The sequence below is a fragment of the Streptomyces sp. NPDC002602 genome (genome assembly GCF_042889445.1).
Classification (GTDB): Bacteria; Actinomycetota; Actinomycetes; order Streptomycetales; family Streptomycetaceae; genus Streptomyces.
Genome location: NZ_JBIAQX010000009.1, coordinates 74774 through 97121, shown reverse-complemented (window position 1 = coordinate 97121; position 22348 = coordinate 74774). Strand labels below are relative to the sequence as shown.

Sequence of the window (22348 nt, the reverse complement as noted above, 5' to 3'; positions counted from 1 at the left end):
CCTTTGCGCTCGATGCCCATGAGTGCCGTCCTCACCTTCATCATCGGCCGGCACCTCATTTCGATCGAGTGACGGGTTGAGTGCGAGTGGCTGCGTGACCACGCGAACGCTATAACGCGGGACTGCCCCCGTACAGCTCCTCTCGGATCGGGCCGCCATGAGGAGTTTGATTCCGCCAAAACCCCAACCAGCGAAGCGGCATGATCCGACATCACGACAAGGCCGCGATCAGCGCCCTGATCTGTACTCACTAAAGACGTTCAACGGTGAACCAGTTGTGAGTGATCGCTCGAAAGTGACTCGAAATGACGAAGGGGAAATATCTCTGTTCGGCCATGGTTGCAAGGACCCCTGAGGTTGCCGATACGGTAGTGGCCTCCGGTGCCTCGCTCGTCATGCCAAACCGAAGCGCGGGGGGCGGCATCGGCCGCACCGGCGCGGAACATCAAGCGCAACCTCGCGCGGATGGCGGTGCCGAAGGCCGTATGACCCCACCTCGACCTCGTCCGGCACGGCACACACGCGGTGGGACCCGACACCAGGCCGCGGACGCACCCTCGCGGCGCACACACAAGGTTGAGCGAACAGGTGCGAAACGGGTCAGAGTCCTTGGGGAATCCGGGAGTATGTCGTCCATGAGGAACACGAAGGCGTTCAAGGACGCGGTCGCCGTGACGCTCTCCGAACTGGCCCGCCGGGGCTTTGCGTTCCACCGTGGCACGATCGCCGACACCGTCGGGGACGGCATGCGTCTCGTTGCCGAACGGCTCGGCATCCATGCTCGTTCCGCCCGGAAGCACTTCGATGTCGACGGCCGCCCGGACCGCACCGCCGAACAGCGGAGAAGGACAGAGGAGGGCGGGACCGCCGAGCCGGAGATCGGACAGCCGCCGACGCCGCCGGTCGACAACCCGGAACTGGCCCTCATCCTCGCGGGTGTCCCCACCGCCCTGGAGGAGAACGGCGGGGACCTCTACCTGGTCGTCCTCAGCGTCGCGGTCAACGCGTGGATGGCCGGACACATCCACGGCGAGGACGGCTGTACCGGCTGCCAGGACAAGCGCGGTCGGGCGGGTACCGACTGGCAGGCGAGGATGGACGGGATCACGGCGCTGAAGCCCGACATCGCCAAATGGTTCGACCGCGATGTGTGGACCGCCGCCTTGAACGACACCGGCTACACCGTCACCCGCGACTGACCGCGACGCGGACCCGAAGGGTGAGGTGCGCCCCCACCCCGGAACGTCCGCTGCCGGTCCGGAGTCGGCTCCCCTCACTCAGGTCCATGTCGTACCGGTCGGACCAGCCGTCCCGGTACCGGCATCGTGGCGCTCCCCTCCTCGTCGGCATGGCCGGGTGGAAGGCCGCACCCTCAGGAGACGGACTCCTCCCCTTCGGCTTCCGGGCCGGCGGACAGCGGGACATGCGCGACGTTGCGCAACACCGCTTCTACCTGGCCACGCTGCTCGGCGTCGAGGGGAATCCGGGCGAGCAGGTCACGCCAAGGGGCGGTCTCCTCGGGGCGATCGAGGACGGTGGCCGTTTCGATCAGCATCGCGAGGGCCTTGGCCTTGTCGAGGGGGTCGGCGTTCTCGCCGTGGCGGTCCATGCCCGTGTTCAGGACGCGGTGGGCGAGGTGGTCGTCGTTCTTGAACTCGATGAGGATGCGAGCGTTGTCCACGGCCCGGGCCAGGCCTCGGAGGGATTTCGATCCGCCGTAATCGAAAGTGGCGGGCTCGTCGCGCTGGATGAAGATGATGGAGTTGCCCGAGGGGTCGATCAGCGTGAACCGGCTCGCTCCCGCCCGGTAGCGGGTGATCCTCGGGAGTCCGGAAGTCAGGACCTTGCCGTGCGTCGCACGCATCGCGGCGGTGAAAGCGGCGTGGTAGGGGGCGACTTCGTCGACCATCACCAGGCAGCCGCCACCGTCTTCCCTCACCGGATCCAGGTGAGCGGGGGCCTTGCCGAAATGAAGGTGGAAGCCCCGGTGGGAGAGGGCCAGGTAGACATACGGCCGGGTCTGCTCGTGGACGACCTCGAACCCGAGGCATCGGTAGAAGTCCAGGGTCTCCGACACCGACACGCACGGCATCAACGGGATGGTCGTCTCGTTCGGCATCACGTTCTCGATCATCTTCCTCGCCTCTCGCACGGGTGGAATGGTCACGGTGCCAGTTCGACGGGATCGGCGCCCATGGATTTCGCGAGCGCGCGCACGTGAGGCCGCGTTGGCGGCGGCGAGACAGCCGAGCCGGGCGTCGGCCCGTTGCGGGCGATGGGCTATGGGCTCTGGGCGACGCCGCGTCAGGCCGGTGCAGGTGACGGTCGGCCGGGCTCCCGGCCGACCGTCTCAAGGGCCCATGAAATCGATGGGGTTCGGGGCGATGACGGCCCCGGCCCCGATCGGCCGCTACCTGAAGAGGCGATCCGCGCTGGTGGCCATGCGGTGGGTGGAACCGTGGCGGTTCACCCAGTCACGGATGAGGTTGATGGAGTTCGCGCACTGCCAGCTGTCGTCGTACTCGCGAACTCCCGTGAAGGCCCCGTAGCCGGCGATGATGCCGTCCACGCGTGCGTCACCCAGCAGTTTGTCGACATACCAAGGGTCGTTGTAGGTGGTCGTCCAGGACAGTGTGGCGGCCAGCCGCCCGGCGGCACGGTCCCCGGCGCCCTTCTTCAGCTCCGCGCAGGTGTTCCAGGTGGCTTCGGTGCAGTTGCCGAACCCCTTGGTGATGTCGGAGTCGCCGTAGTCCATGACCCGGCGACCGTTCGGGAATCCGGAACCGGAACGGTTGAAGGCGCCCACGACCTGGTCGCGGGTCCCGGTGGTCGTGATGCCCTCAAGGCTGCCGAGCCTGCCTTCCAGGCTCTTCCAGCCCCTGCCGCCGACGTCCGGGGTGCTGCCACCGTGGTACTCGTAGAAGCCGTAGAGCACCTGGATGCCGGCGGCCGTCAGCCTCTGCGCCTTGTCGCGGAGGCCGGCGACGCTGCATCCGCGGTTCGGCTCTTCTCCGCAGTAGTTCGGGTCCTTGATGTCCAGCCAGACCAGTGCCAGCCGGCGCCCGGAATTGGCGTTGGAGAGGATGCGGTCGATCATGCTGTCCACGCTGGGCCCCCGGCGGTTGTCGCCGGCCGAGGAACAGTCGTGGTAGGCGCGCCATTCGTTCGGGTTCCACCAGGCACAGACATCGATCTCGATGCTGTTGGCGCCGTGCTTGAGCGCGATGTCCACGCCGTCCAGGGTGTCGACCCGATGCGCGATGGCATAGATCGCCTGGCGTTGATCGGCCGCTGCCGCCGGGGTCGTGGTGAGCGCGGTGACGCTGATGATCCCGAACAGCGCCGCCATCAGCGCCAGTATCGTCCGCGGGCGGTGGGCGCCTCGTCGTAAGCGAGTGGTCAAGAGGGTCATTCCTTCAGGTCCTGTTCATCAAGCCGGAACGTTTTCTCGCAGGCACAGGCAGGCAGGCGACATCAGCCACGGCTTGTTGCCCTCGTGGCCTTGCCGGCCCCCCTGAGCCGCGCGGCGAGAACCCCTTCGTGAACTCACCCGGTGCCTCGCCGACCAACCAGACCGGCCCGCCGCCCCCCTCGTTGCCCGCCGCCCGTCACTGTTACCAATCCATCACACAACGCGCCGGCCCCGTCCCCCTCACGTCAACAGTCGTGTCGTGGGGACGGCCCAACCCGGTCCGGCGGCGGTTCGCGGGTCCACGCCCGTGGCGTCGACTCCGTCGCCGACCGCGATGGCGCGCCCTGCCGCTTGGAAGCCGGGTACGAAAGGCCGGGGCACGGGGAAGTGTCCGCCGCGCACGAGTACGTCGCCCCGCCTCGACGCCGGCGTACCGCACCGCGATCGCGACCTCGCCGGGGCCGGGGGCCGGCTGGTCGATGTCGGCGAGGCGGAACCGGTCGTCGGTGAGGCGAAACCGGTCATCGGTGTCGAGGACGACGGCCTTCATGGTCACTGCCCCCTAAGGTGTATCAGTATGCTGATATCGAGAGTTGCGAGTATCAGCTACCTGAGTCAACCAAGGGGTCTGGGAAAGATGGAGGGTCGCGCGACCGAGATGACGGCCGATGAGTACCTGTGCACCCGCATCCGGCGGGCCGAACAGGCTCTGATGGCGCACCACGAGGCCGTCCTGCGCGGTTACAACCTCACGCTGACGCAGTACACCGTGCTGCTCACCCTGTCCCGGGACGACGGCATGTCCGGCGCCCAGCTCGCCCGCGCCTGCGGTGTCACCCAGCAGACCATGGCCACGGTCCTGAGCGGCGTGCAGAAGAAGCAGCTCGTCACGCGCCATCCGGCACCCGCGCACGCCAAGGTCCTCCTCACCCACCTGACGCCCCAGGGTCAGGCCGTGCTCGACGGCGCATACCAGGAGGTGAGCGTGCTCGAACGCGCACTCACCGACGCGTTCACCCCCGACGAACACACCACCCTGTGCGCACTCCTCGAACGTGCCACGGCCGCACTCGCCCGGCAGACCCCCCGCGCCGACACCCGCTCACCCGACACCCGTTCACCGCGCCCCCGCCGCTGAAGAACTCCACCCGGAACAGGGCTTCGGCTCGGGGCGCCGAACTTCACGGCGCCCCCGGTCGGCATCCACACGACAAGACGCGCGGACAAGCCCCCCCTTCCCCGAGCTCGATACGAAGGCGTGCCGCGCGCCGAGCAGGCGTGGCGGTCGGGGCGCCCGTTCCACTCAGGCTTTCTTCGCGGCGGACCGTTTCACGCTTCTGCTGCCACTGGCGCCCGTCCCGCCCCGATCGGGCTTGGAGGGCGCGGCTTTCCGCCTCGCGGGCTTCTCCGTGCCTGTGGCCACCGCCGGCGAGGGCGCCGTTCGGCTCGATGCGACCGGCCACCGGAACTCGATCTCCAGTTCGACCCATCCCTCGTCCATCTCGATCTCCAGCTCGCCGCGGAGTTCGTCGGGAACCCGCAGGCTCACCGTCCCGGTGCCGAATTCGAGCTCGGCGTCCCCGCCTTCCCTCAACACGGCCGCGAGTGCCGTGAGCTGGTCCGCCGCCTCAAGCCGTGTCAGCGAGCGCTTCTGCTCAAACTTGATGTCGTTCATGCAAGTCTCCGATCCCGCGTAGAGCGCACACCACCAATTCTGCGGCCATGCGTGGGATCGGACACCTTTCATGCGATCGAGGCCCCCGCCCGCCATGTCGGCCCCGGCCTGCCGCTTGGTCGCGAGCTTTTCCCACAGGCGCCGGGCGCCACTGGAATCGGAGGTGCCCAGGACGGGGGCGGCGCCGGCCGCCGTGACCACCCTCCTCGAGCTCGACAGGCAGCCCCCGCCCGTCCACACGGGTCGACATGACCCGAAGGTGCTGGTCGAGGCCCTGCGGACCATGCACCGCCACTGACGGACCGGATGCCCCGGCGGGGGCTTCGAGCCCATCGGCGCGCCTTCGACCAGCGGAAGGAACCCCCGGCCTGCCCGGCCGGGGGTTCCTTGGACGCGGCGCGCACCCCGTGGATCAGCCGCGGGTGGTCTTGCGCCAGCCGAAGGGGCCGGGCAGGTCCACCGAGGTGGTACGACGTCCGGTGCTGCTGTGGGTGTGGCGGGGGCCGTGCTTGCCGCCGCCGGTGGTGATCGACCACGACTTGCGGTTGATGTTGAGTCGGACGCCGGGCAGGATCCTGAAACTCTTGCGGAATGTCAGCGGCATGACGTCTCGCTTCCTCGGTGCGCGTAGGTTCGGGCGGCCCGACTTCTCTTGTACTCAGGCCGGTTGGCGGTTGGCATACGTGTGTCCGGCGTCGGCCGTTCCATGCGCCCCGCGACCGGATCGTGCGGCGAGATGCGGCGAGATGCGGCGAGGTTCCGCGAGGTGCTCCGAGATGCGGCGGCCGGTGACGATGACCGTGGCCATCGAGATCGGAGCGGCACTCCCCCGGTCCGGTCAACGAGGCGAGGATCCCTGCGAGGTGGCGGGAAGCCGGAGCGTGACGAGGAGACCGCCGTCACGGACCGCTTCGGCCAGGTAGGGCTCGTCCTCCCGATCAGTACGCGCATGTCCGAAGCCCATGCAGGACGACGTAGTGCCTACATGTCCGAAGACCTGTCCACGCCCGACCCGCGAAGGCCTGGCCCCGCTTGACGGCTCGCCCCCTGCTTCACGGCGCGCACGATGGCGGAGTGCATGCCGTCGGCGACGGTGTGGGTCGCGGTGAGCTCGATGTCGGTGAAGCCGGCCGCCGACAGCCCGTCGTGGTACTCGGCGAAGGAGAGCGCGCCGGCGATGCAGCCGACGTGGTCACCCCGCTCCGCCCGCTGGGCCGGAGCGAGTTCGTCGTCGGCGACGATGTCGGAGATGCCGATCCGTCCGCCGGGCGTCAGGACGCGGTACATCTCGGCGAAGACGGCCGGCTTGTCGGTGGACAGGTTGATCACGCAGTTGGAGATGACGACGTCGATCGTGCCTGCGGGCAGCGGGATGGCCTCGATGGCGCCCTTGAGGAACTCGACGTTCTTGGCGCCGGCTCTCTTCTGGTTGGCCAGGGCGAGGGCGAGCATCTCCTCGGTCATGTCCAGGCCGTACGCCTTCCCGGTCGGGCCGACGCGGCGGGCGGACAGCAGGACGTCGATGCCGCCGCCGGAGCCGAGGTCGAGGACGCGCTCGCCTTCGTGGAGATCGGCTACGGCGGTCGGGTTGCCGCAACCCAGGGAGGCGGCGGCGGCCTCGGCCGGGAGGGCATCTCGGTCGTCGGCCGTGTAGAGGGCGACGCCGAAGTCGTCGTTCACCTCAACCGGCTCGGCCCCGCTGCAGGTCGCGCTACCGCCCTCGGTGACCTTGAGGGCGGATGCGGCGTACCGCCGGCGGACGATCTCGCGAAGGTCTGCGGTCTGATCCGTCATGACTCTCTCCTCAACAGGTTGCATTGACATTCATCGATACAAGCTTGCGCCTTGGATCGAAGTTCGTCAACATAGAGGCATGTCGAAACAAGAGCTGGCCGTACTGGGCCGGGACGGGGGCGGTTGCCGCCCCACCCTGCTGGCCGCCCCGATGGGCGAGGACCAGGCCGTCGAGCTGGCGAAGGTGTTCAAGGCCCTCGGCGATCCGGTCCGCATCCGACTCCTGTCGATGATCGCCTCGCGGGCCGGCGGCGAGGTCTGCGTATGTGACCTGACCCCTGCCTTCGAGCTGTCCCAGCCGACGATCTCCCACCACCTGAAGCTGCTGAAGCAGGCCGGGCTGATCGACTCCGAGCGGCGCGGCACCTGGGTCTACTACCGGCTGATCCCCGAGACCACCGACCGCCTCGCTGCCGTTCTGACCCGCTCCACCGAGCCGATCGACGCCACATCCGACACGGCGGAGGCCACTTCGTGAACACCGGGCCCGCCGCCGGCCCGGTCGCGGCCCGGCTGTCCTTCCTGGACCGTCACCTCGCGGGGTGGATCCTGATCGCGATGGCCGCCGGCCTCGGTCTGGGACGTGCCGTACCCGGCCTGGGTGACGCGCTCGCGGCGGTGACGGTCACCGGGGTATCGCTGCCGATCGCCCTCGGCCTGCTGGTGATGATGTACCCGGTCCTGGCCAAGGTCCGTTACGACCGTCTCTCCACCGTCACCCGCGACCGGCGCCTGCTGATGCCCTCGCTTCTGCTGAACTGGGTCGTCGGCCCGACGCTGATGTTCGCCCTCGCGTGGATCTTCCTGCCGGATCTGCCCGAGTACCGCACCGGCCTGATCATCGTCGGCCTCGCCCGCTGCATCGCCATGGTCGTCATCTGGAACGACCTTGCCTGCGGCGACCGCGAGGCCGCCGCCGTCCTCGTTGCCCTCAACACCGTCTTCCAGGTGCTCGCGTTCGGCCTGCTCGGCTGGTTCCACCTGTCCGTCCTGCCCGGCCTGCTCAACCTGGAGCAGACGGCCCTGGACGTGTCCGTGTGGGAGATCGCCCGCTCCGTACTGATCTTCCTCGGCATCCCGCTGCTGGCGGGATTCCTCACCCGCCGCCTGGGCGAGAAGGCCAAGGGCCGTACGTGGTACGAGAACGAGCTGATCCCCAGGATCGGGCCGTTCGCCCTGTACGGCCTGCTCTTCACCATCGTGGTGCTCTTCGCCCTGCAGGGCGAGGCCATCACCTCGAAGCCGCTGGACGCTGCCCGGATCGCGCTGCCGCTGCTGGTGTACTTCGCACTGATGTGGGTGGGGTCGATGGCCCTGGGCCGCGCCGTCGGTCTGAACCACGCGCGAGCGACGACACTGGCGTTCACCGCCGCCGGCAACAACTTCGAACTCGCCATCGCGGTCGCCATCGCCACCTTCGGCGCCACCTCCGGCCAGGCCCTCGCCGGCGTCGTCGGCCCGCTGATCGAGGTACCCGTCCTCATCGGGCTGGTCCACGTCGCGCTCGCCGCCCGCCGCTTCTTCCCCACCGACGCCCCGGCGGCCGAGCGGACCGCCACCCTCCGGAAAGGACCCTCCCGTGTCTGACACCCCCGCCCCGAAGCCGTCGGTGCTGTTCGTGTGCGTCCACAACGCAGGCCGCTCGCAGATGGCCGCGGCCTGGCTCACCCACCTCGCGGGAGACCGGATCGAGGTCGGCTCCGCCGGCTCCGCACCCGCCGCCGGCGTGAACCCGGCCGCCGTCGCCGCGATGGCGGAGGCCGGCATCGACATCTCCTCCCAGGCTCCGAAGGTACTGACCGTCGACGCCGTACGAGCCTGCGACGTCGTCATCACCATGGGCTGCGGCGACACCTGCCCCGTCTTCCCCGGCAAGCGCTACCTCGACTGGAAACTCGACGACCCCGCAGGTCAGGGCATCGAGGCGGTCCGCCCGATCCGCGACGAGATCAAAGTCCTGGTCGAGGGCCTGATCGAGAGTCTGACCGCCGAGACCCCTCCGGCCGGACACTGATCGTCACCGGGCCGGCTCCGCCGTGCGGCACGGCGGAGCCCGCGCCTCACCTCGGGCCGGGTCGATCGCTCGGATGCCACCGACGGGGCGTCCCGGCGGAGTCGGTCACGGCAGGATCTCGATGTACCCGTCGGTTCCGTGTACGCGGATCCGCTGACCGTCCCGGATCTTCCTGGTGGCCTGCTCCACACCCACGACGGCCGGCAGACCGTACTCCCGGGCGATCACCGCGCCATGGGTCATCAAGCCGCCCACTTCGGTGACCAGGCCCGCGATGCCGACGAACAGCGGCGACCAGCTGGGGTCCGTGAAGGTCGTGACCAGGATGTCACCCGCTTCGAGATCGGCCTTCCCCATGTCGAGGATGACGCGGGCCCGTCCCTCGATGGTCCCGACGGAGACCGGTAGACCGATCAGGGCGCCGGCCGGCGCGTCGTCGCGCCGGTACGCCCCGGTGACGGCCTCTCCGTCCGATGTGAGGACCCGGGGCGGTGTGAGCGCGTGGTACGAGCGGAACGCGTCTTTGCGCTGCCGGATGAGCCGGCGGTCCACCCGGTTCGAGCGCACGACCTCGTGAAGTTCCCGGAACGTGAGGTGGAAGATGTCCTCCTGCTCGGAAAGCACGTTCGCCCGCACGAGGCGCCGGGCCTCCTCCATCAGGGCCTGCTTGTAGACGAAGTAGCGGCTGATGATGCCGTACTTCGGGTACTCCCGGTACCCGATGAAGGTTCTGACCCGGTCGATCATCCGCTTGGTCTCGTCGGCTTTCCGGTCCCCGTCCGGCAGGGCCCGCAAGCGTGACAGCACGTCCTGTTCCTTCTTCAGCGCCTTCTGCCGGCCCTGCTCGAAGCGGAGCCCTGCGGCGCCCGACTCGAAGTTCCTGACGTTGTCGAGGATCACCGGCACGAGCGTCGAGGGGCGCTCGTGCCAACGCGGCCTCGTGATGTCGATCTCCGCGACACAGCGCATGCCGTACCGGTCGAGGTAGCGCTCGATGGCCTCGCGCGCCTCGTTCCCGCCCGCGAGCTTCGCCATCCCGTCCAGGAAGCCCTCGTCCCCGACGCCCTGCAGGAAGGTCACGACCTCCGGATACGGGCGGATCACGTCCGCGACGTCGAGCAGCGCCAGTCCCATCTCAGACGTGACGTTGTCGGGCGCGGACAGGGTCAGCGTGTCGGCCGCGTTCTTCTCCCCCAGCCACTCCTGCAACATGTCGTTGAGCCACCACGTGGCCTCCATGCCCGCCATGATCACCTGCATGCTCAACGGGTCACCGAGGACCCGCTTGTGCTCCTCGAAGGCCTCCAGCAGGAAGTCGAACAACTCCGGTCCGGTCTTCGTCCGGATGTCGCGTTCCAGGCCGGCGATGGACACCCGACTGCGCTCGATCAACGCGGTGACGATGGCCGGATCGGTCTCGATAGGGTTCTCGATCGGGGCGGACGCACGGCCGGTCGGCGGCGCTCCGGGGACCGTGTCCGGGAGCGACGGGACGAAATCGTCGCGGTCGAGGACGGTCTCCAGAGCATCCCTGACCAGGGGATCGCCCTTCCCCAGGACGTCCAGGAGGCCCGCGCGAGTCGCGGGCGAGGCCAGGCGCCCGGTGACGTCGACGAACAGCCTCCCGCCCGCCTCGTGCATCGGCACCATGGCCGTCAACTGCCACATGGAGAACCCCAAGGCCTTCATGGGATCGGTCATCATCTGCTGATGGCCGACGGAGACGTAGACGTGATTCTCCTGGTCACCCGTCTCGGGGATGGGGAACAGCGTCGTGATCGGCCGGCTCTGAACGATCCGGAAGCCGTCGTCGACCAGGCACCATTCGATGTCCTGCGGGCGGCCGAAGTGCGATTCGATCCGCCGCCCGAGCCGCACCAGCCGCACGACCTGTGCGTCCGTCAGCGCCGGCTGCTCCTGCTGCCGCGGGTCGATCGTCTCTTCCCGCGTACCGCCGGTCGGGAGGGCGTGAACGGCACGCCGTTTGGCGGCGATCGTCCTGGCGACGACTTCGTCGTCTCGAACCGTGAAGACGTCCGGGTTCACCAGGCCGGAGACCAGGGCCTCGCCGAGGCCGAAGCCGGCGTCCACGGTGGCGACCTTCCGGTTGCCCGTGACGGGGTCGGCCGTGAACAGGATGCCGGAGGCATGCGGGAAGACCATCCGCTGCACGACCACGGCCATGTGGACCGCACGGTCGTCGATGCCGTGGCGCCGGCGATAGGTCACGGCCCGCTCGGTGAACAGCGAGGCCCAGCACCGGCTGATGTCCCGGAGGATCGCCGCGGGCCCCACGACGTTCAGGTACGTGTCCTGCTGGCCGGCGAAGGAAGCCGTCGGCAGGTCCTCGGCCGTCGCGCTGGAACGGACGGCGTAGGCGGCTCGCTCGCCGAACCGGCCGAGCTCGCGGGTGATCGCCTTCGCGATCTCGTCCGGGATGGTGATCCCTTCGATGGTTCGGCGAATCCGCGCACTGAGCGTGCGGACCGCCTCCCGGTCGTCCGGGTTCACGCGCGACAGTTCATCCAGCCGATCGTCGATCGACGGCGCTTGCGCCAAGATCCGCCGGAAGGCGTTCGTCGTCACGCAGAAGCCACCCGGCACGCGGATGCCCTCGATCCGCGACAGCCCGCCCAGGTGCGCGCCCTTGCCTCCGACAACCGCTACCTGCGTCTCGTCGATCTCCTGGAGATCACACACGTACTGCTCGATCACTGCGATGCCTCCGAGGCGGTCGTGTCCTGTTGCATGGGGATGGCCGGCCGCACTCGGGTGGCCCGCCGAGTCACCGGCGACACCGGCCCCGTTGAACTTCTCGTCGGGCACGTCCCGATCATCCTGATCATCCGCATCCCTGGCTGCGTTCCCTCCGCCGATCCGCCCGGCTTCTCCGCCCGGCTTCTCTGCCCGGCTTCTCTGCCCGGCTTCTCTGCCCGGCCGCGCGGCGGGCGCCCTCGCGCTCCCGCGCCGAGCGCCCACACGTGCGCCGCCGGTCCCCCACTGTCTCGACGTCGCCTCGTCCGCCGTACGTCGACCACAACACCCCCACGTCTTGCCCTCATTTCCGCAGGTTGCGGCCTCGGCGGATGATTCTGCGCCGTGACCGGGGTCTTGCCGCAAGCCCCCCGGTGCGCTATACCTTGGGAGAGGCAAGGAGAGACATCTCCTTGCCTTTGCCATGTGCCGTACGCCGGAAGTGACGAGCTTCGCGGGAAACGGCGCCCCGCTCGGACTCCTCGGACGCGCTGCGGCCATTCCGGCCGACACGGCCACCACCCGGACAGGCGAATCGCACGCCCGCGCCCTTGCCCGCCGCGCGGCCCGATCCGGCGCGCGGCGCCGACCAGCCCGAGGTCACCGGCCGAGGTGACGATGCGGCCGTACCAGGCCGCCCCCACCCCCGGCACGACCGGGGGCCCTCCACTGGACGACGTCGTGAGACCCCCGGTTGATCGTCTCGCGGCGGGGTAGCGGAGCGGCATGGCCACCGAGAACGCTTCCACCTCCGCGACCGGTTACGTGCAGCCCGAGATCGACGTCTGCGCGCTGACCGAGGTGCTCGACGGCGAGTACGCCGCCATCCGCGACCTTGTCCGTACCAACCTCGCGACATACGCCTCCGTCCTCGAAGAGGCCGACGAGCTCGGCGTCGACGCGTTCCGCGAGCGGGTGCGTGAGATCGTCGTCAAGATGGCCGCGACGGGCCAGACCGGCATGGGCTTTCCCGCCGAGTACGGCGGGGGCGGCGATGTCGGGGCCTCGATCGCCGCGTTCGAGACGCTGGCCTTCGGCGACCTGTCGGTCCTGGTGAAGGTCGGCGTGCAGTTCGGGCTCTTCGGCGGCGCGATCCTGCATCTGGGCACCGAGCGCCACCACGACGCCTACCTCCCGGACCTCATCACCGGGGAGCTCATGGGCTGCTTCGCGATGACCGAGACCGGGCACGGCTCCAACGTCCAGGCGCTCGGCACCGTCGCGAGGTACGACGCGGCGAGCGGGGAGTTCGTCATCACCACCCCCGACGACCAGGCACGCAAGGACTACATCGGCAATGCGGCTCGCCATGCCGAACTGGGCGTGGTCTTCGCCCAGTTGGAGGTGGACGGCCGGTCCCGCGGCGTACACGCCTTCGTGGTCCCCCTCCGGGTCGGCGGTCGGCCGGCGCCCGGCGTCCGGATCGAGGACGACGGCCGCAAGATGGGCCTCAACGGTGTGGACAACGGGCGCCTCTGGTTCGACGGCGTGCGGGTGCCGCGCGAGGCACTCCTCAACAGGTTCGCCGACGTCACCCCCGAGGGCGTCTACGAGAGTGCGATCGACAACCCCAACCGACGCTTCTTCACCATGCTCGGCACCCTGGTGCAGGGCCGGGTCAGCGTCGCCGGCGCCGGGATCAGCGTCGCCAAGGTCGCCCTGACGATCGCCACGAAGTACGCCGTGCGGCGCCGGCAGTTCCAGGCGGCCTCGGACACCGGGGAGCAGGTACTCCTCGACTACGGCCTGCATCAGCGCCGCCTGCTGCCGCTCATCGCCCGGACGTACGCCTTGCACCTCGCGCAGGACGGCGTGCGCACACAGTTGCACGAGGTCTTCTCCGGCATCGAGGACGACGCGCAGGCGCGGCGCCGACTCGAATCACAGGCTGCGGGCATCAAGGCTCTCGGCACCTGGCACGCCACCCGGGTCGTCCAGGAGTGCCGCGAGGCGTGCGGCGGCGCCGGCTATCTCGCCGTCAACCGGTTCGCCGCCCTCAAGAGCGACAGCGACGTCTTCACCACCTTCGAGGGCGACAATCACGTCCTGCTGCAGCTCGTGGCGAAGGGGCTGCTCACCGATCACGCGAGCGAGTTCGAGGACCTCGACCAACTCGGCATGGTCCGCTACGTCACCAACCTCGCCGTCGAGACCGTCATCGAACGGACCTCGGCCCACAAGCTGCTCGAACGGGTGCGCGACCTGCTGCCCGGCGGCGACGAGTGGGACCGCGAAGCCGGCCTGCTCGACTCCGAGTACCAGCTCGCCATGGTCCGGTTCCGTGAGGAGCACATGCTCGCCGGACTGGCCCGGCGGATCAAGCGCGGGATCGACGAGAAGCGCGACCCCGGCACCGTTTTCTCGCGGGTGCAGGACCACGTCATCGCGCTCGCGCGCGCACACGTCGAGCGGCTGGTGACGGAGTCCTTCGTCGACAAGGTGCGCGCGATGCCCGAAGGGGGCGAGAAGGCGGCGCTCGCCCTCCTGTGCGACCTGTTCGCCCTGTCGACGATCGAGGCGGACCGTGCCTGGTTCATGGAGCACGGGCGGCTGACCGTTCAGCGGTCCAAGGCCATCAGCCGCGAGGTGAACGACCTCTGCCGCAAGGTGCGCCCCCTCGCGGTCGACCTCGTGGACGCGTGGGGCATCCCGTCCGCCATGCTCCGGGCGCCGGATCTCGTGGGCTGACCCCGCGGCACCCGGATCAGCCTTCGGGCCGTCCCATCCCTCTAACGCGGCTTCAGGCCGATCGTCAGGATGGACAGGGCGGTGGCGAGGACGGTCGTGCCACCGAGGAGGGCGAGGGCCACGAAACGGCGGCGCAGGAGCTGGTAGCGGTGAGCGTACTCCTGCCTCAGCTCGTGGCTGCGGCCGGCGATCTCGTGCAGGGCGTCGCGGGTCCGCGCCAGGTGGCGGGCCGTGTAGAGGTGGACGACGTCCTCGCGCTCCGCCCTTCCCAGCCAGGGAAGTTCATCGGCGAAGGCGTGCGCTTCCGCTGCCGCGGTGTGGTGCGCGGCGCGGCTCATCAGGTAGCCCTCCAGTTCGGCCAGGCCCGCTGCCGCCTCGTTCTGATTCATCACGCCCGAACCCCCTACTGAGCCGCGATGTCGCGGTCGGATCCGGGTGCCTCACGGTTGCCGGGATCGTCCAGCGCGTCGCGCTTGCCTTGACCGCCCGCGGCGTCCAGCGCGGCCACCTCGGGGTAGTGCAGGTCGAAGGCCGGGGATTCGGAGCGGATGCGCGGCAGGGTGACGAAGTTGTGCCGGGGCGGTGGGCAGGACGTGGCCCACTCCAACGAGCGACCGAAGCCCCACGGGTCGTCGACGGTGACCCTGGGAGCGGTCGTCGCCGTCTTCCACACGTTGTAGAGGAACGGCAGGGTGGACAGGCCCAGGAGGAACGCGCCGATGGTCGAGAACGTGTTGAGGGCGGTGAAGCCGTCCGAGTTCAGGTAGTCGGCGTAGCGGCGGGGCATGCCTTCGGCGCCGAGCCAGTGTTGGACGAGGAACGTGGTGTGGAAGCCGATGAACAGGGTCCAGAAGTGGATCTTGCCGAGGCGTTCGTCGAGCATGGTGCCGGTCATCTTCGGCCACCAGTAGTAGAAACCGGCGAACGTGGCGAAGACCACGGTTCCGAAGACCACGTAGTGGAAGTGGGCGACGACGAAGTAGGAGTCGGTGACCTGGAAGTCCATCGGCGGGGAGGCCAGGATGATGCCGGTCAGCCCGCCGAAGAGGAAGGTGACCAGGAAGCCGATGGACCACAGCATCGGTGTCTCGAAGGAGATCGAGCCCTTCCACATCGTGCCGATCCAGTTGAAGAACTTCACCCCCGTGGGCACCGCGATCAGGAACGTCATGAACGAGAAGAACGGCAGGAGGACCGCGCCGGTGGCGAACATGTGGTGCGCCCACACCGTGAGCGAGAGTCCCGCGATCGCGATCGTGGCGCCGACCAGGCCGAGGTAGCCGAAGACGGGCTTGCGGGAGAAGACGGGGAAGATCTCGGTCACGATCCCGAAGAACGGCAGGGCGATGATGTAGACCTCGGGGTGCCCGAAGAACCAGAACAGGTGCTGCCACAGCAGGGCGCCGCCGTTGGACGCGTCGAAGACCTGAGCACCGAACTTGCGGTCCGCCTCCAACACGAGCAGGGCCGCCGCGAGGACGGGGAAGGCGAACAGCACCAGAACCGAGGTCAGCAGGATGTTCCAGGTGAAGATCGGCATCCGGAACATCGTCATGCCCGGGCCGCGCATGCAGATGATCGTGGTGACGAAGTTGACCGACCCGAGGATCGTGCCGAAGCCGGCCAGCGCCAGGCCCATGATCCACATGTCGCCGCCGATGTACGGGGTGCGGTCCACACTGCTCAGCGGTGTGTAGGCGGTCCAGCCGAAGTCCGCGGCGCCCTGAGGAGTGAGCAGGCTGCCCAGCACGATCAGGCCGCCGAAGAGGAACAGCCAGAACGACAGCATGTTCAGACGCGGGAACGCCACGTCGGGAGCCCCGATCTGCAACGGCATGATCGCGTTGGCGAATCCGGCGAAGGTCGGGGTCGCGAAGAGCAGCAGCATGATGGTGCCGTGCAGGGTGAAGATCTGGTTGTACTGCTCGTTCGACAGGATCTGCATGCCCGGTCGGGCCAGTTCGGCGCGCAGCAGCAACGCCAGTACGCCGCCGACCAGGAAGAATCCGAACGACGCGATCAGATAGAGGTGTCCGATCTTCTTGTGGTCCGTCGTCGTCAACCACGACACGATCACCTGGCCTGGAGTCCGACCCGCAACCGGGACCGGCGTGACCGGTTCGATCGACGTCACCATCGCGCACCCCATCAACTCTGGATCCAACAGAGGCTGTACGGCTGACGCCGCTTCCCATGTGTACGCCTCGCACCGCGCGACGCCCGGCCGGCACGCCGCACGGCGCGTCGGACCGTCCGGAATCCCCCGCCCGCCGCACGCGGGGCCTCGGCGGGGCTCCGGTGCCGCTACCGCGCCGTGTCACCATGCCCGGGCGTCGCGGGTACCCGCGGGAACGGGCTCCCCTCGAGGCCGGCCAGAAGGTCGGCCGGGTCTCGGTAGACGGCGATCGCCCCGGCCGCCTCCAGGTCCTCCCGCGCGATGCCTCCGCACAGGAGGCCGACGGCGGCCACGCCGGCCCGGGTGGCGGCCCGCATGTCCCAGACGGAATCGCCGACGAACACCGCCCGCTCGGGTGGTACTCCCGCCAGGCCGAGGGCGTGCCGGACCTGGTCGGGTGCGGGCTTGCCCCGGTCGACGTCCTCGGAGGTCGCGGTGTCGGTGATGGCGTCGTCCGCGTCGATGGCTTTGCGCAGGGCATCGAGTTCCCTGTCCTTGGCCGAGGTGACCAGCAGGACCTTCCATCCGTCCGCCGCCAGGGCGCGCAACAGATCGGCGGCCGCGTCGAAGGACGGGATCCGTTCGAAGTACGTGGCGTAGAGGGTGTCGTGCGCGGCACTGAGCCCTTCGTCGCCGGAGCGGTCGCGGCCATCGCCCAGGAGGTGGTCGAGCAGGTCCTCTCCCGGCAGGCCGAGGGCCCGGTGGACGGCGTGTGCGGGCATCCGGTGCCCGGCCTGGCGCAACGCTTCCCACCAGGAGACGACATGGAGGTGGTTGGTGTCCGTGAGGGTGCCGTCGACGTCGAAGAGGGCGGCGCGGTCCGTGCTCATGGTCCGGCCGCCCGTCACAGGTTCCGCAGGGCGGGCAGCAGCTTCGCCTCCGCCCACTCCAGGAACGGTTCCTGGTGCTCGCCACCGATCTGGACGAGGGCGACCTCGGTGAAGCCCGCCTCGACGTACGGGCGTACCGCCTCCACGAAGGCCTCCACGTCACTGCCGCACGGGATGGCCTCGGCGACGTCCTCGGGCCGGGTGTGCTGGGCGGCCTGGTCGAAACCGGCCGGTCCGGGGAGTTCGGCGTTCACCTTCCAGCCGCCGAGCGCCCAGCGGAACTGGTCGTGGGCCCGGGCGACGGCCGCGTCCCGGTCGGTGTCGTAGCAGACGGGAAGCTGGCCGACCTTCGGTTTACCGGCGCCGCCGTGCGTGTCGAAGGCCTCCAGCAGGTCGCGCTTCGGTTCGGTGGCGATGACGAGGTCCGCGTACCGGCCGGCGAGCGCGCAGGAGCGGGGACCCGAGACGGCGATGCCGAGGGGAGGCGCTTGATCGGGCAGGTCCCACAGCTTCGCGTTCTCCACGTCGAAGTGGGCGCCGTGGTGGCTCACGTATTCGCCGGTGAACAAGCGGCGGATGATGTCGACGGCCTCTTCCAGCATCTCCAGGCGTACGTGGGCGGCGGGCCAGCCGGCACCCACGATGTGTTCGTTGAGGTTCTCGCCGGAGCCCAGCCCGAGGCGGAACCGGCCTTCCGAGAGGATCTGAAGAGTGACCGCCTTCTGTGCGATGACGGCGGGGTGATAGCGGAAGGTCGGGCAGGTCACGTAGGTCATGAGCGGGATGCGGGAAGTCGCTTGCGCGGCCGCTCCCAGGACGCTCCACGCGTAGGGGGCGTGCCCCTGGGACTCCAGCCACGGGAACGAGTGGTCCGAGATGACGGAGAAGTCGAACCCCGCCCGCTCCGCTCCGACCACATGGGACACCAGCTCGCGCGGTCCGGCCTGCTCGGTCATCATCGTGTATCCGATTCGCACCATACGCACCGCCTAGCCTTGATCGGGCGGTTCGAAACCCTGTGCCGCTCCCGAGCCTCCATACGGCCCACCGCGTGGATTCGGGGCAGGGCGCGCGTCTGCCGCGAGGTCGACGGCTCCCTCCCGTACGTGGGTCGTCCCCGATGGGTCACCGATCGCGCGCGGCCACCCCCGGCGGGCTGCCGGGAGGGACCGAATCCGGCGGTTCAGCCGACGGGGGTGAGTGGGAGAAACGCCGTGATCGTCTTTCCGCCGTGTTCGGGCCGAATCTCCGTACGGTCGGCGATCCGGTTGACCAGGAGCCAACCGAACCCTCCTGGTACGTCGACCGGCGTACCAGGCGGGGACGGGTGGGCCGTGGACCCGTCCGACACCTCGACCGCAACCGAACCCGGGAGACACCGCACGCGGAAGTCCGTCACGCCGCCGGCGTGACGGACCGCGTTGGAGACCAGTTCCGAAACCACCAACAGCACGTCGTCCACGAGAGCCGTCCCCACATGGTGCGCGGACAAGACGTCCCGGGCGATCAGCCGCGCGTCCTCGCATCTCAGCCCCGCCTCGCGACGTGGTGTCCCTGGCATCGCCTCTCCCTCCACCAGCCGTGCCTTCTCCTCTCCTCCACGAAGCACACCAGGCCGACGGTTCCCTGCCCACCCGACAGGCTCGTCCCGCGATCCCCGCCGCTGCGGGCCGGCTCACCGCCCGCAGCCCGATCCGGACCGCCTCGCGCGCATGTCGGGGTGCCGCAGCAGCGGCGCCGAACTCTGCCTTGTACGGCGGAACGGTTCGCGGCTTCGTGAAGGCGTGTGGTTCAGGGCCCTATCGCCTGAAGTGCGCGCGGTGTTCGCGCAGGAAGGCGTCGAGGGTGCGGGGCGGGCGGCCGAGGATCTCGGTGACGGTGCTGTTGGGGGTCTCGGGCCGGGTGATGGCGAGTTGCTGGATCTCCGTCACGTGGTCGGCGAGCCAGGTGGGCATGTGGGCGTGGTGGACGAGGTTCTCGCGCAGTTCGTCCGGGGTGAGGTTGACGTAGCGGACTTGATCGCCGGTCAGAGTGCTTATCCGAGAGGCGATTTCGGGATAGGAGACCGCTTCGGATCCGGTCAGGGAGTAGGTGCCGCCGGCCATGTGGGGCCTGGTGAGGGCGGCGGCGGCGACGTCGCCGATGTCGCGGCAGTCGATGTGGTTGCAGGGCGCGTCGCCCGTCGTGCCGAGGATGACGCCCTGGGCGACCGCGGGGGCCAGGCGCAGGAGGTTCTGCATGAACGCGTAGGGGCGCAGGATGGTGTGGGTGAGTCCGCTGCCGCGCAGGTGGTCCTCGACGGCGTGGTGTCCGCGGGAGATGGCGACCGGGGAGTCGGATTCGGCGGCGGGTGCGGAGATCTTGACGATGTGTCCGATGCCGGCGTGCGCGGCGATGTCGATGACGCGGGTTTCGAGTGTGACCTGTGCGGGGCTGTTGGCCATGGCGAGGAAGAGCTGGTCGGCGCCCTTGAACGCGGCGCGCAGGGAGTGGGGGTCGTTGGCGTCGGCGTACCGCACGTCGACGGGTTGATGCGTGCCGGCCGTGCCGGGGATCGGGCTGTGCGGAGCGCGGGTCAGTGCGCGGACGGGCGCGCCCAGTGCGAGGAGGCTGCGGAGCAGTGCGTTCCCGGTTGCTCCGGTCGCTCCCATGACAACGATCATCGTGTGCTCATCTCTTGGTGACTTCCCGGCGGTCAGGCCGTCTCATTCGGATCGTGCCGGTCAGGCCCGCGTCGTCCGGTGCCGTGCATCGCAAGGCGCAGAGGCTCCCGAGTACGGGACGTCCTCGGATGCCTCGACAACGCGGCGAGGTGCGGTGCCGGGCGGCGCGGGTCAGGCAAGACCCGGAAGAGACGGCCCAGGGCCGCCGGGGCGGGCTCGGTCGGGCTTGGGCTCGGTCGGGCTTGGGCTCGGTCACGCCCCGGGCCTCGGCGCGGGTGGGCCTGGTGCCGGGGTGGGCTGTGCCGGGGGCGTGGTGGTGCGCCAGCGAAGGGTGACGATGGTGGTGGCGAGGGCTGCGGAGACGGGCAGGTCGATGCGCAGGCGCTCCAGCCACTGGGTGGAGGGGATCGGGGTGTGGGCGGGTAGCCATTGGGCGGTGAACCATCCCAGCGCGCCCGCCGCACCCACGGCGATGATCACGAGTGCCATGGTCAGGGCGGTGCGCGGCAGGGTGGTGGTCCACCGCCGGGGCCGGCCACCGTGGTGCAACCAGGCGCCGACCAGGAACGCCACCACGGCGGAGGTTCCCGCGATGGAGGTGCAGGCGGCCACGACCAGGTCCCGCTGCCCGGTGACGACTCCGGCGGCACCTGCCGTCAGCGCGGGAGCGACGTAGGCGGTCAGCACCTCACGCCACAAGGTGAACGGCCGGGATGGCCGGGATGGCGCTCGGCTGCGGCTGGTCCTGTCCTTCGTTACGGGCATGCCGGCCTCTTCCTGTTCGCGTACGGGTTTCTGTTCGTGCACGGGAAGCCAGGGGCGTCGGGGCGCCAGGCCTCCTCCGCCAGGCCTCCTCCGCAATATAATTAGGCAGCTAACTATTACGTCGAAAAAAGAGCCCTGCCCGAAGGCGGGGCCAAACCGACCGAAAGCCGGTCAGTCAGCGACCAAGGCCGCACTGCCGCGCACGACACGGGCGAGCAGATCGAGGAACACCGCACGCTCCTCGACGGAAAGCCCGCCCACCATCGCCTCGAGCCGCCCGAAGTGATCGGGCGCCATCTCGCGCAGGCGCTGCGCGCCGCGTGCGGTCAGGACGGCCACCGTGCCCCGACCATCCTCCACGGACGGGCGGCGGGCGATCAGGCCCTCGCGCTCAAGACCGTCCAGCAGGCCGGTGACCGTGGCCCGGGAGACATCGAGGTCGACCGCGAGGCGCGAGGGGGACTTCTCCCCTCCGTGGTCCTCCAGGTCGGCGAGCAGACGGTAGCGCCCCGTCGACAGGCCGAACTTGGCGAAGTGCGCCTCGGCCATCCGGCCGACCCTCGCGCCGGCCGAGATCAGCCGTACCGCGACCAGTACCGCCTGTGGATCGACCTCCAGGCCGTAGTGCTCGACCTGACGCCTGGCCTGGTCGAGGGTGGGCGCCTCGCCGTCGATGTCATTCCCCGTCATGCAGATAATATGGCGGCTAATCACTTCCCCTGTCAAGGCACCCGATCTCCGACCCGGGCACTGGCACTGGCACTGGCGGACTCTCGTGTGCGACTTCCACGCATCTCCGAGGAACCCGCCCCTCGCCTCCATCGGCGTGCGCGATCACCAGCCAGCGCGACGACGTCGGTGCCGCCGGATCGCCCATCAGTCGCCGAACGGTTCCCGGTGCGAGGGGGCCTCACTCGACCGGGAGCGCGCGGCCTCGCCGTAGGGGGAATGGCGGGCTCTCCAGCGTCGGTCGGCCCACCAGTAGACGCAGACCAGGGTGGACAGCCCTACCAGGTAGAGGCTCATCCGTGAGGCATCGCCCGTGATCAGCTTGACCACCCAGCCGGCGAGCAGACCCAGACCGACCCCGACCGTCCCCATCGCCCAGTGCCACGGCGTCCCCCACTGCGACCGGATCCACGTCCGTAGACTCATCAGCACACCGTAGTACCGGAAGGTCGGCAGGTATATCGCCCAGCACGGCCGCAGACGAACAACACCGCTCAGTGGCCACTCTGGTGAGCGGTTGCACCTTGGGGCGACAGCAGGAGTCGATCGTTCGCGGGGAGTCCCGAAGCCAGAGCATCGGCGAACAGTGGCCCCGGATCGCCGGGGACACGGTGTTCGGACCGGCCGGCCGGGCACTCGGCCAACCCCGGCGCGATCACCCCGTACCCGGCGTGCCATGGCCGGGACGCTGTGCCCGCGCCCCGGCCATGGCTTCAGCTACTCCGATACTCCGATCGGGCTCCGGTGGGTCAGCCCACGCGTTCGATGCGGGCCCGACGGATCAGATTCTTGCCCGGCTCCCGCACCTTCTCGAACGCCGCGTTGTTCAACAAGACACAACTACCCGA

The 22348-nt window shown here is 69.3% G+C and carries 21 protein-coding genes; 6 read left to right on the top strand and 15 right to left on the bottom strand.

Annotated features, from left to right (window positions below):
• The first annotated feature begins 635 nt into the window (after positions 1 to 635).
• The gene (locus tag ACFYW3_RS23640) at positions 636 to 1199 is read left to right on the top strand and encodes a hypothetical protein (RefSeq protein ID WP_389387224.1); all 564 of its coding nucleotides are present in this window, start codon (positions 636 to 638) and stop codon (positions 1197 to 1199) included.
• A 173-nt stretch (positions 1200 to 1372) separates the two neighbouring features.
• Here ACFYW3_RS23640 and ACFYW3_RS23635 read toward each other — a convergent pair whose 3' ends face one another.
• Both ACFYW3_RS23635 and ACFYW3_RS23630 read right to left on the bottom strand, forming a co-directional pair.
• Positions 1373 to 2152, bottom strand: a complete 780-nt coding sequence (locus ACFYW3_RS23635) for a glyoxalase (RefSeq protein WP_351758194.1) — start codon at positions 2150 to 2152, stop codon at positions 1373 to 1375.
• Positions 2153 to 2410: 258 nt separating this feature from the next.
• The gene (locus tag ACFYW3_RS23630; protein WP_389387223.1) at positions 2411 to 3412 is read right to left on the bottom strand and encodes a phospholipase; all 1002 of its coding nucleotides are present in this window, start codon (positions 3410 to 3412) and stop codon (positions 2411 to 2413) included.
• Between the two features lie 637 nt (positions 3413 to 4049).
• Here ACFYW3_RS23630 and ACFYW3_RS23625 point away from each other — a divergent pair.
• On the top strand, positions 4050 to 4550 hold the full coding sequence (locus ACFYW3_RS23625) for a MarR family winged helix-turn-helix transcriptional regulator (protein WP_389387222.1): 501 nt from the start codon (positions 4050 to 4052) through the stop codon (positions 4548 to 4550).
• Between the two features lie 165 nt (positions 4551 to 4715).
• Here ACFYW3_RS23625 and ACFYW3_RS23620 read toward each other — a convergent pair whose 3' ends face one another.
• The 3 genes from ACFYW3_RS23620 to arsM all read right to left on the bottom strand — a co-directional run bounded on the left by ACFYW3_RS23620 (position 4716) and on the right by arsM (position 6881).
• Entirely contained in the window at positions 4716 to 5087 is a 372-nt protein-coding gene (locus tag ACFYW3_RS23620) for an amphi-Trp domain-containing protein (RefSeq protein ID WP_351758203.1), read from the bottom strand.
• Positions 5088 to 5499: 412 nt separating this feature from the next.
• Positions 5500 to 5691, bottom strand: a complete 192-nt coding sequence (locus tag ACFYW3_RS23615; protein ID WP_150521392.1) for a DUF4236 domain-containing protein — start codon at positions 5689 to 5691, stop codon at positions 5500 to 5502.
• Positions 5692 to 6068: 377 nt separating this feature from the next.
• Positions 6069 to 6881 carry an arsenite methyltransferase gene (arsM, locus tag ACFYW3_RS23610; RefSeq protein ID WP_389387221.1) on the bottom strand — a complete coding sequence of 271 codons (813 nt, stop codon included), beginning with the start codon at positions 6879 to 6881 and terminating at the stop codon, positions 6069 to 6071.
• A 79-nt stretch (positions 6882 to 6960) separates the two neighbouring features.
• On the opposite strand from arsM, the gene ACFYW3_RS23605 reads away from it, so the two are divergent.
• Genes ACFYW3_RS23605 through ACFYW3_RS23595 form a run of 3 tightly spaced genes read left to right on the top strand, consistent with a single transcriptional unit; the run spans position 6961 to position 8895 of the window.
• Positions 6961 to 7359 carry a metalloregulator ArsR/SmtB family transcription factor gene (locus ACFYW3_RS23605; RefSeq protein WP_351758211.1) on the top strand — a complete coding sequence of 133 codons (399 nt, stop codon included), beginning with the start codon at positions 6961 to 6963 and terminating at the stop codon, positions 7357 to 7359.
• Positions 7356 to 8468: an ACR3 family arsenite efflux transporter gene (gene arsB, locus ACFYW3_RS23600; RefSeq protein WP_389387220.1), complete on the top strand. Its 1113-nt coding sequence runs from the start codon at positions 7356 to 7358 to the stop codon at positions 8466 to 8468. Before ACFYW3_RS23605 ends, arsB begins: the two co-directional genes overlap by 4 nt.
• Positions 8461 to 8895, top strand: coding sequence for an arsenate reductase ArsC (locus ACFYW3_RS23595; RefSeq protein ID WP_389387219.1), 435 nt, complete (start codon positions 8461 to 8463; stop codon positions 8893 to 8895). Before arsB ends, ACFYW3_RS23595 begins: the two co-directional genes overlap by 8 nt.
• A 105-nt stretch (positions 8896 to 9000) precedes the next feature.
• Here ACFYW3_RS23595 and rph read toward each other — a convergent pair whose 3' ends face one another.
• A complete protein-coding gene (gene rph, locus ACFYW3_RS23590; protein ID WP_389387318.1) occupies positions 9001 to 11610 on the bottom strand; it encodes a rifamycin-inactivating phosphotransferase in 2610 nt (869 codons plus the stop codon).
• Between the two features lie 765 nt (positions 11611 to 12375).
• Between rph and ACFYW3_RS23585 the strand changes: the two genes are divergently transcribed.
• On the top strand, positions 12376 to 14337 hold the full coding sequence (locus ACFYW3_RS23585) for an acyl-CoA dehydrogenase (RefSeq protein ID WP_389387218.1): 1962 nt from the start codon (positions 12376 to 12378) through the stop codon (positions 14335 to 14337).
• A 41-nt stretch (positions 14338 to 14378) separates the two neighbouring features.
• Here the strand turns inward: ACFYW3_RS23585 and ACFYW3_RS23580 are convergent, their stop codons facing one another.
• The 9 genes from ACFYW3_RS23580 to ACFYW3_RS23540 all read right to left on the bottom strand — a co-directional run bounded on the left by ACFYW3_RS23580 (position 14379) and on the right by ACFYW3_RS23540 (position 21926).
• Entirely contained in the window at positions 14379 to 14726 is a 348-nt protein-coding gene (locus ACFYW3_RS23580) for a hypothetical protein (RefSeq protein WP_351758219.1), read from the bottom strand.
• 14 nt (positions 14727 to 14740) lie between these two features.
• Entirely contained in the window at positions 14741 to 16474 is a 1734-nt protein-coding gene (gene ctaD / locus ACFYW3_RS23575) for a cytochrome c oxidase subunit I (protein ID WP_351758221.1), read from the bottom strand.
• Between the two features lie 167 nt (positions 16475 to 16641).
• Positions 16642 to 17343 (bottom strand): HAD family hydrolase, encoded by a 702-nt coding sequence (locus ACFYW3_RS23570; RefSeq protein WP_351758224.1) that lies wholly within the window; start codon positions 17341 to 17343, stop codon positions 16642 to 16644.
• A gap of 14 nt (positions 17344 to 17357) precedes the next feature.
• The gene (locus tag ACFYW3_RS23565; protein WP_389387217.1) at positions 17358 to 18323 is read right to left on the bottom strand and encodes an LLM class F420-dependent oxidoreductase; all 966 of its coding nucleotides are present in this window, start codon (positions 18321 to 18323) and stop codon (positions 17358 to 17360) included.
• Positions 18324 to 18526: 203 nt separating this feature from the next.
• Positions 18527 to 18904: an ATP-binding protein gene (locus ACFYW3_RS23560; protein ID WP_389387216.1), complete on the bottom strand. Its 378-nt coding sequence runs from the start codon at positions 18902 to 18904 to the stop codon at positions 18527 to 18529.
• A 238-nt stretch (positions 18905 to 19142) separates the two neighbouring features.
• The gene (locus ACFYW3_RS23555; RefSeq protein WP_389387215.1) at positions 19143 to 19994 is read right to left on the bottom strand and encodes an NmrA family NAD(P)-binding protein; all 852 of its coding nucleotides are present in this window, start codon (positions 19992 to 19994) and stop codon (positions 19143 to 19145) included.
• A 264-nt stretch (positions 19995 to 20258) separates the two neighbouring features.
• Positions 20259 to 20693, bottom strand: coding sequence for a hypothetical protein (locus tag ACFYW3_RS23550; protein ID WP_389387214.1), 435 nt, complete (start codon positions 20691 to 20693; stop codon positions 20259 to 20261).
• Positions 20694 to 20942: 249 nt separating this feature from the next.
• On the bottom strand, positions 20943 to 21461 hold the full coding sequence (locus ACFYW3_RS23545; protein ID WP_351758237.1) for a MarR family transcriptional regulator: 519 nt from the start codon (positions 21459 to 21461) through the stop codon (positions 20943 to 20945).
• Positions 21462 to 21647: 186 nt separating this feature from the next.
• Positions 21648 to 21926, bottom strand: a complete 279-nt coding sequence (locus tag ACFYW3_RS23540; protein ID WP_389387212.1) for a hypothetical protein — start codon at positions 21924 to 21926, stop codon at positions 21648 to 21650.
• Between the last annotated feature and the right edge of the window lie 422 nt (positions 21927 to 22348).

Bases quoted from the DNA above. Each gene is read 5' to 3' on its own strand.
- ACFYW3_RS23640 (WP_389387224.1), top strand. From the start codon at position 636: ATGAGGAACACGAAGGCGTTCAAGGACGCGGTCGCCGTGACGCTCTCC.
- ACFYW3_RS23630 (WP_389387223.1), bottom strand. From the start codon at position 3,412: ATGACCCTCTTGACCACTCGCTTACGACGAGGCGCCCACCGCCCGCGG.
- ACFYW3_RS23625 (WP_389387222.1), top strand. From the start codon at position 4,050: ATGGAGGGTCGCGCGACCGAGATGACGGCCGATGAGTACCTGTGCACC.
- ACFYW3_RS23620 (WP_351758203.1), bottom strand. From the start codon at position 5,087: ATGAACGACATCAAGTTTGAGCAGAAGCGCTCGCTGACACGGCTTGAG.
- ACFYW3_RS23615 (WP_150521392.1), bottom strand. From the start codon at position 5,691: ATGCCGCTGACATTCCGCAAGAGTTTCAGGATCCTGCCCGGCGTCCGA.
- arsM (WP_389387221.1), bottom strand. From the start codon at position 6,881: ATGACGGATCAGACCGCAGACCTTCGCGAGATCGTCCGCCGGCGGTAC.
- ACFYW3_RS23605 (WP_351758211.1), top strand. From the start codon at position 6,961: ATGTCGAAACAAGAGCTGGCCGTACTGGGCCGGGACGGGGGCGGTTGC.
- ACFYW3_RS23585 (WP_389387218.1), top strand. From the start codon at position 12,376: ATGGCCACCGAGAACGCTTCCACCTCCGCGACCGGTTACGTGCAGCCC.
- ACFYW3_RS23580 (WP_351758219.1), bottom strand. From the start codon at position 14,726: ATGAATCAGAACGAGGCGGCAGCGGGCCTGGCCGAACTGGAGGGCTAC.
- ctaD (WP_351758221.1), bottom strand. From the start codon at position 16,474: ATGGTGACGTCGATCGAACCGGTCACGCCGGTCCCGGTTGCGGGTCGG.
- ACFYW3_RS23570 (WP_351758224.1), bottom strand. From the start codon at position 17,343: ATGAGCACGGACCGCGCCGCCCTCTTCGACGTCGACGGCACCCTCACG.
- ACFYW3_RS23565 (WP_389387217.1), bottom strand. From the start codon at position 18,323: ATGGTGCGAATCGGATACACGATGATGACCGAGCAGGCCGGACCGCGC.
- ACFYW3_RS23560 (WP_389387216.1), bottom strand. From the start codon at position 18,904: ATGCCAGGGACACCACGTCGCGAGGCGGGGCTGAGATGCGAGGACGCG.
- ACFYW3_RS23555 (WP_389387215.1), bottom strand. From the start codon at position 19,994: ATGGGAGCGACCGGAGCAACCGGGAACGCACTGCTCCGCAGCCTCCTC.
- ACFYW3_RS23545 (WP_351758237.1), bottom strand. From the start codon at position 21,461: ATGACGGGGAATGACATCGACGGCGAGGCGCCCACCCTCGACCAGGCC.
- ACFYW3_RS23540 (WP_389387212.1), bottom strand. From the start codon at position 21,926: ATGAGTCTACGGACGTGGATCCGGTCGCAGTGGGGGACGCCGTGGCAC.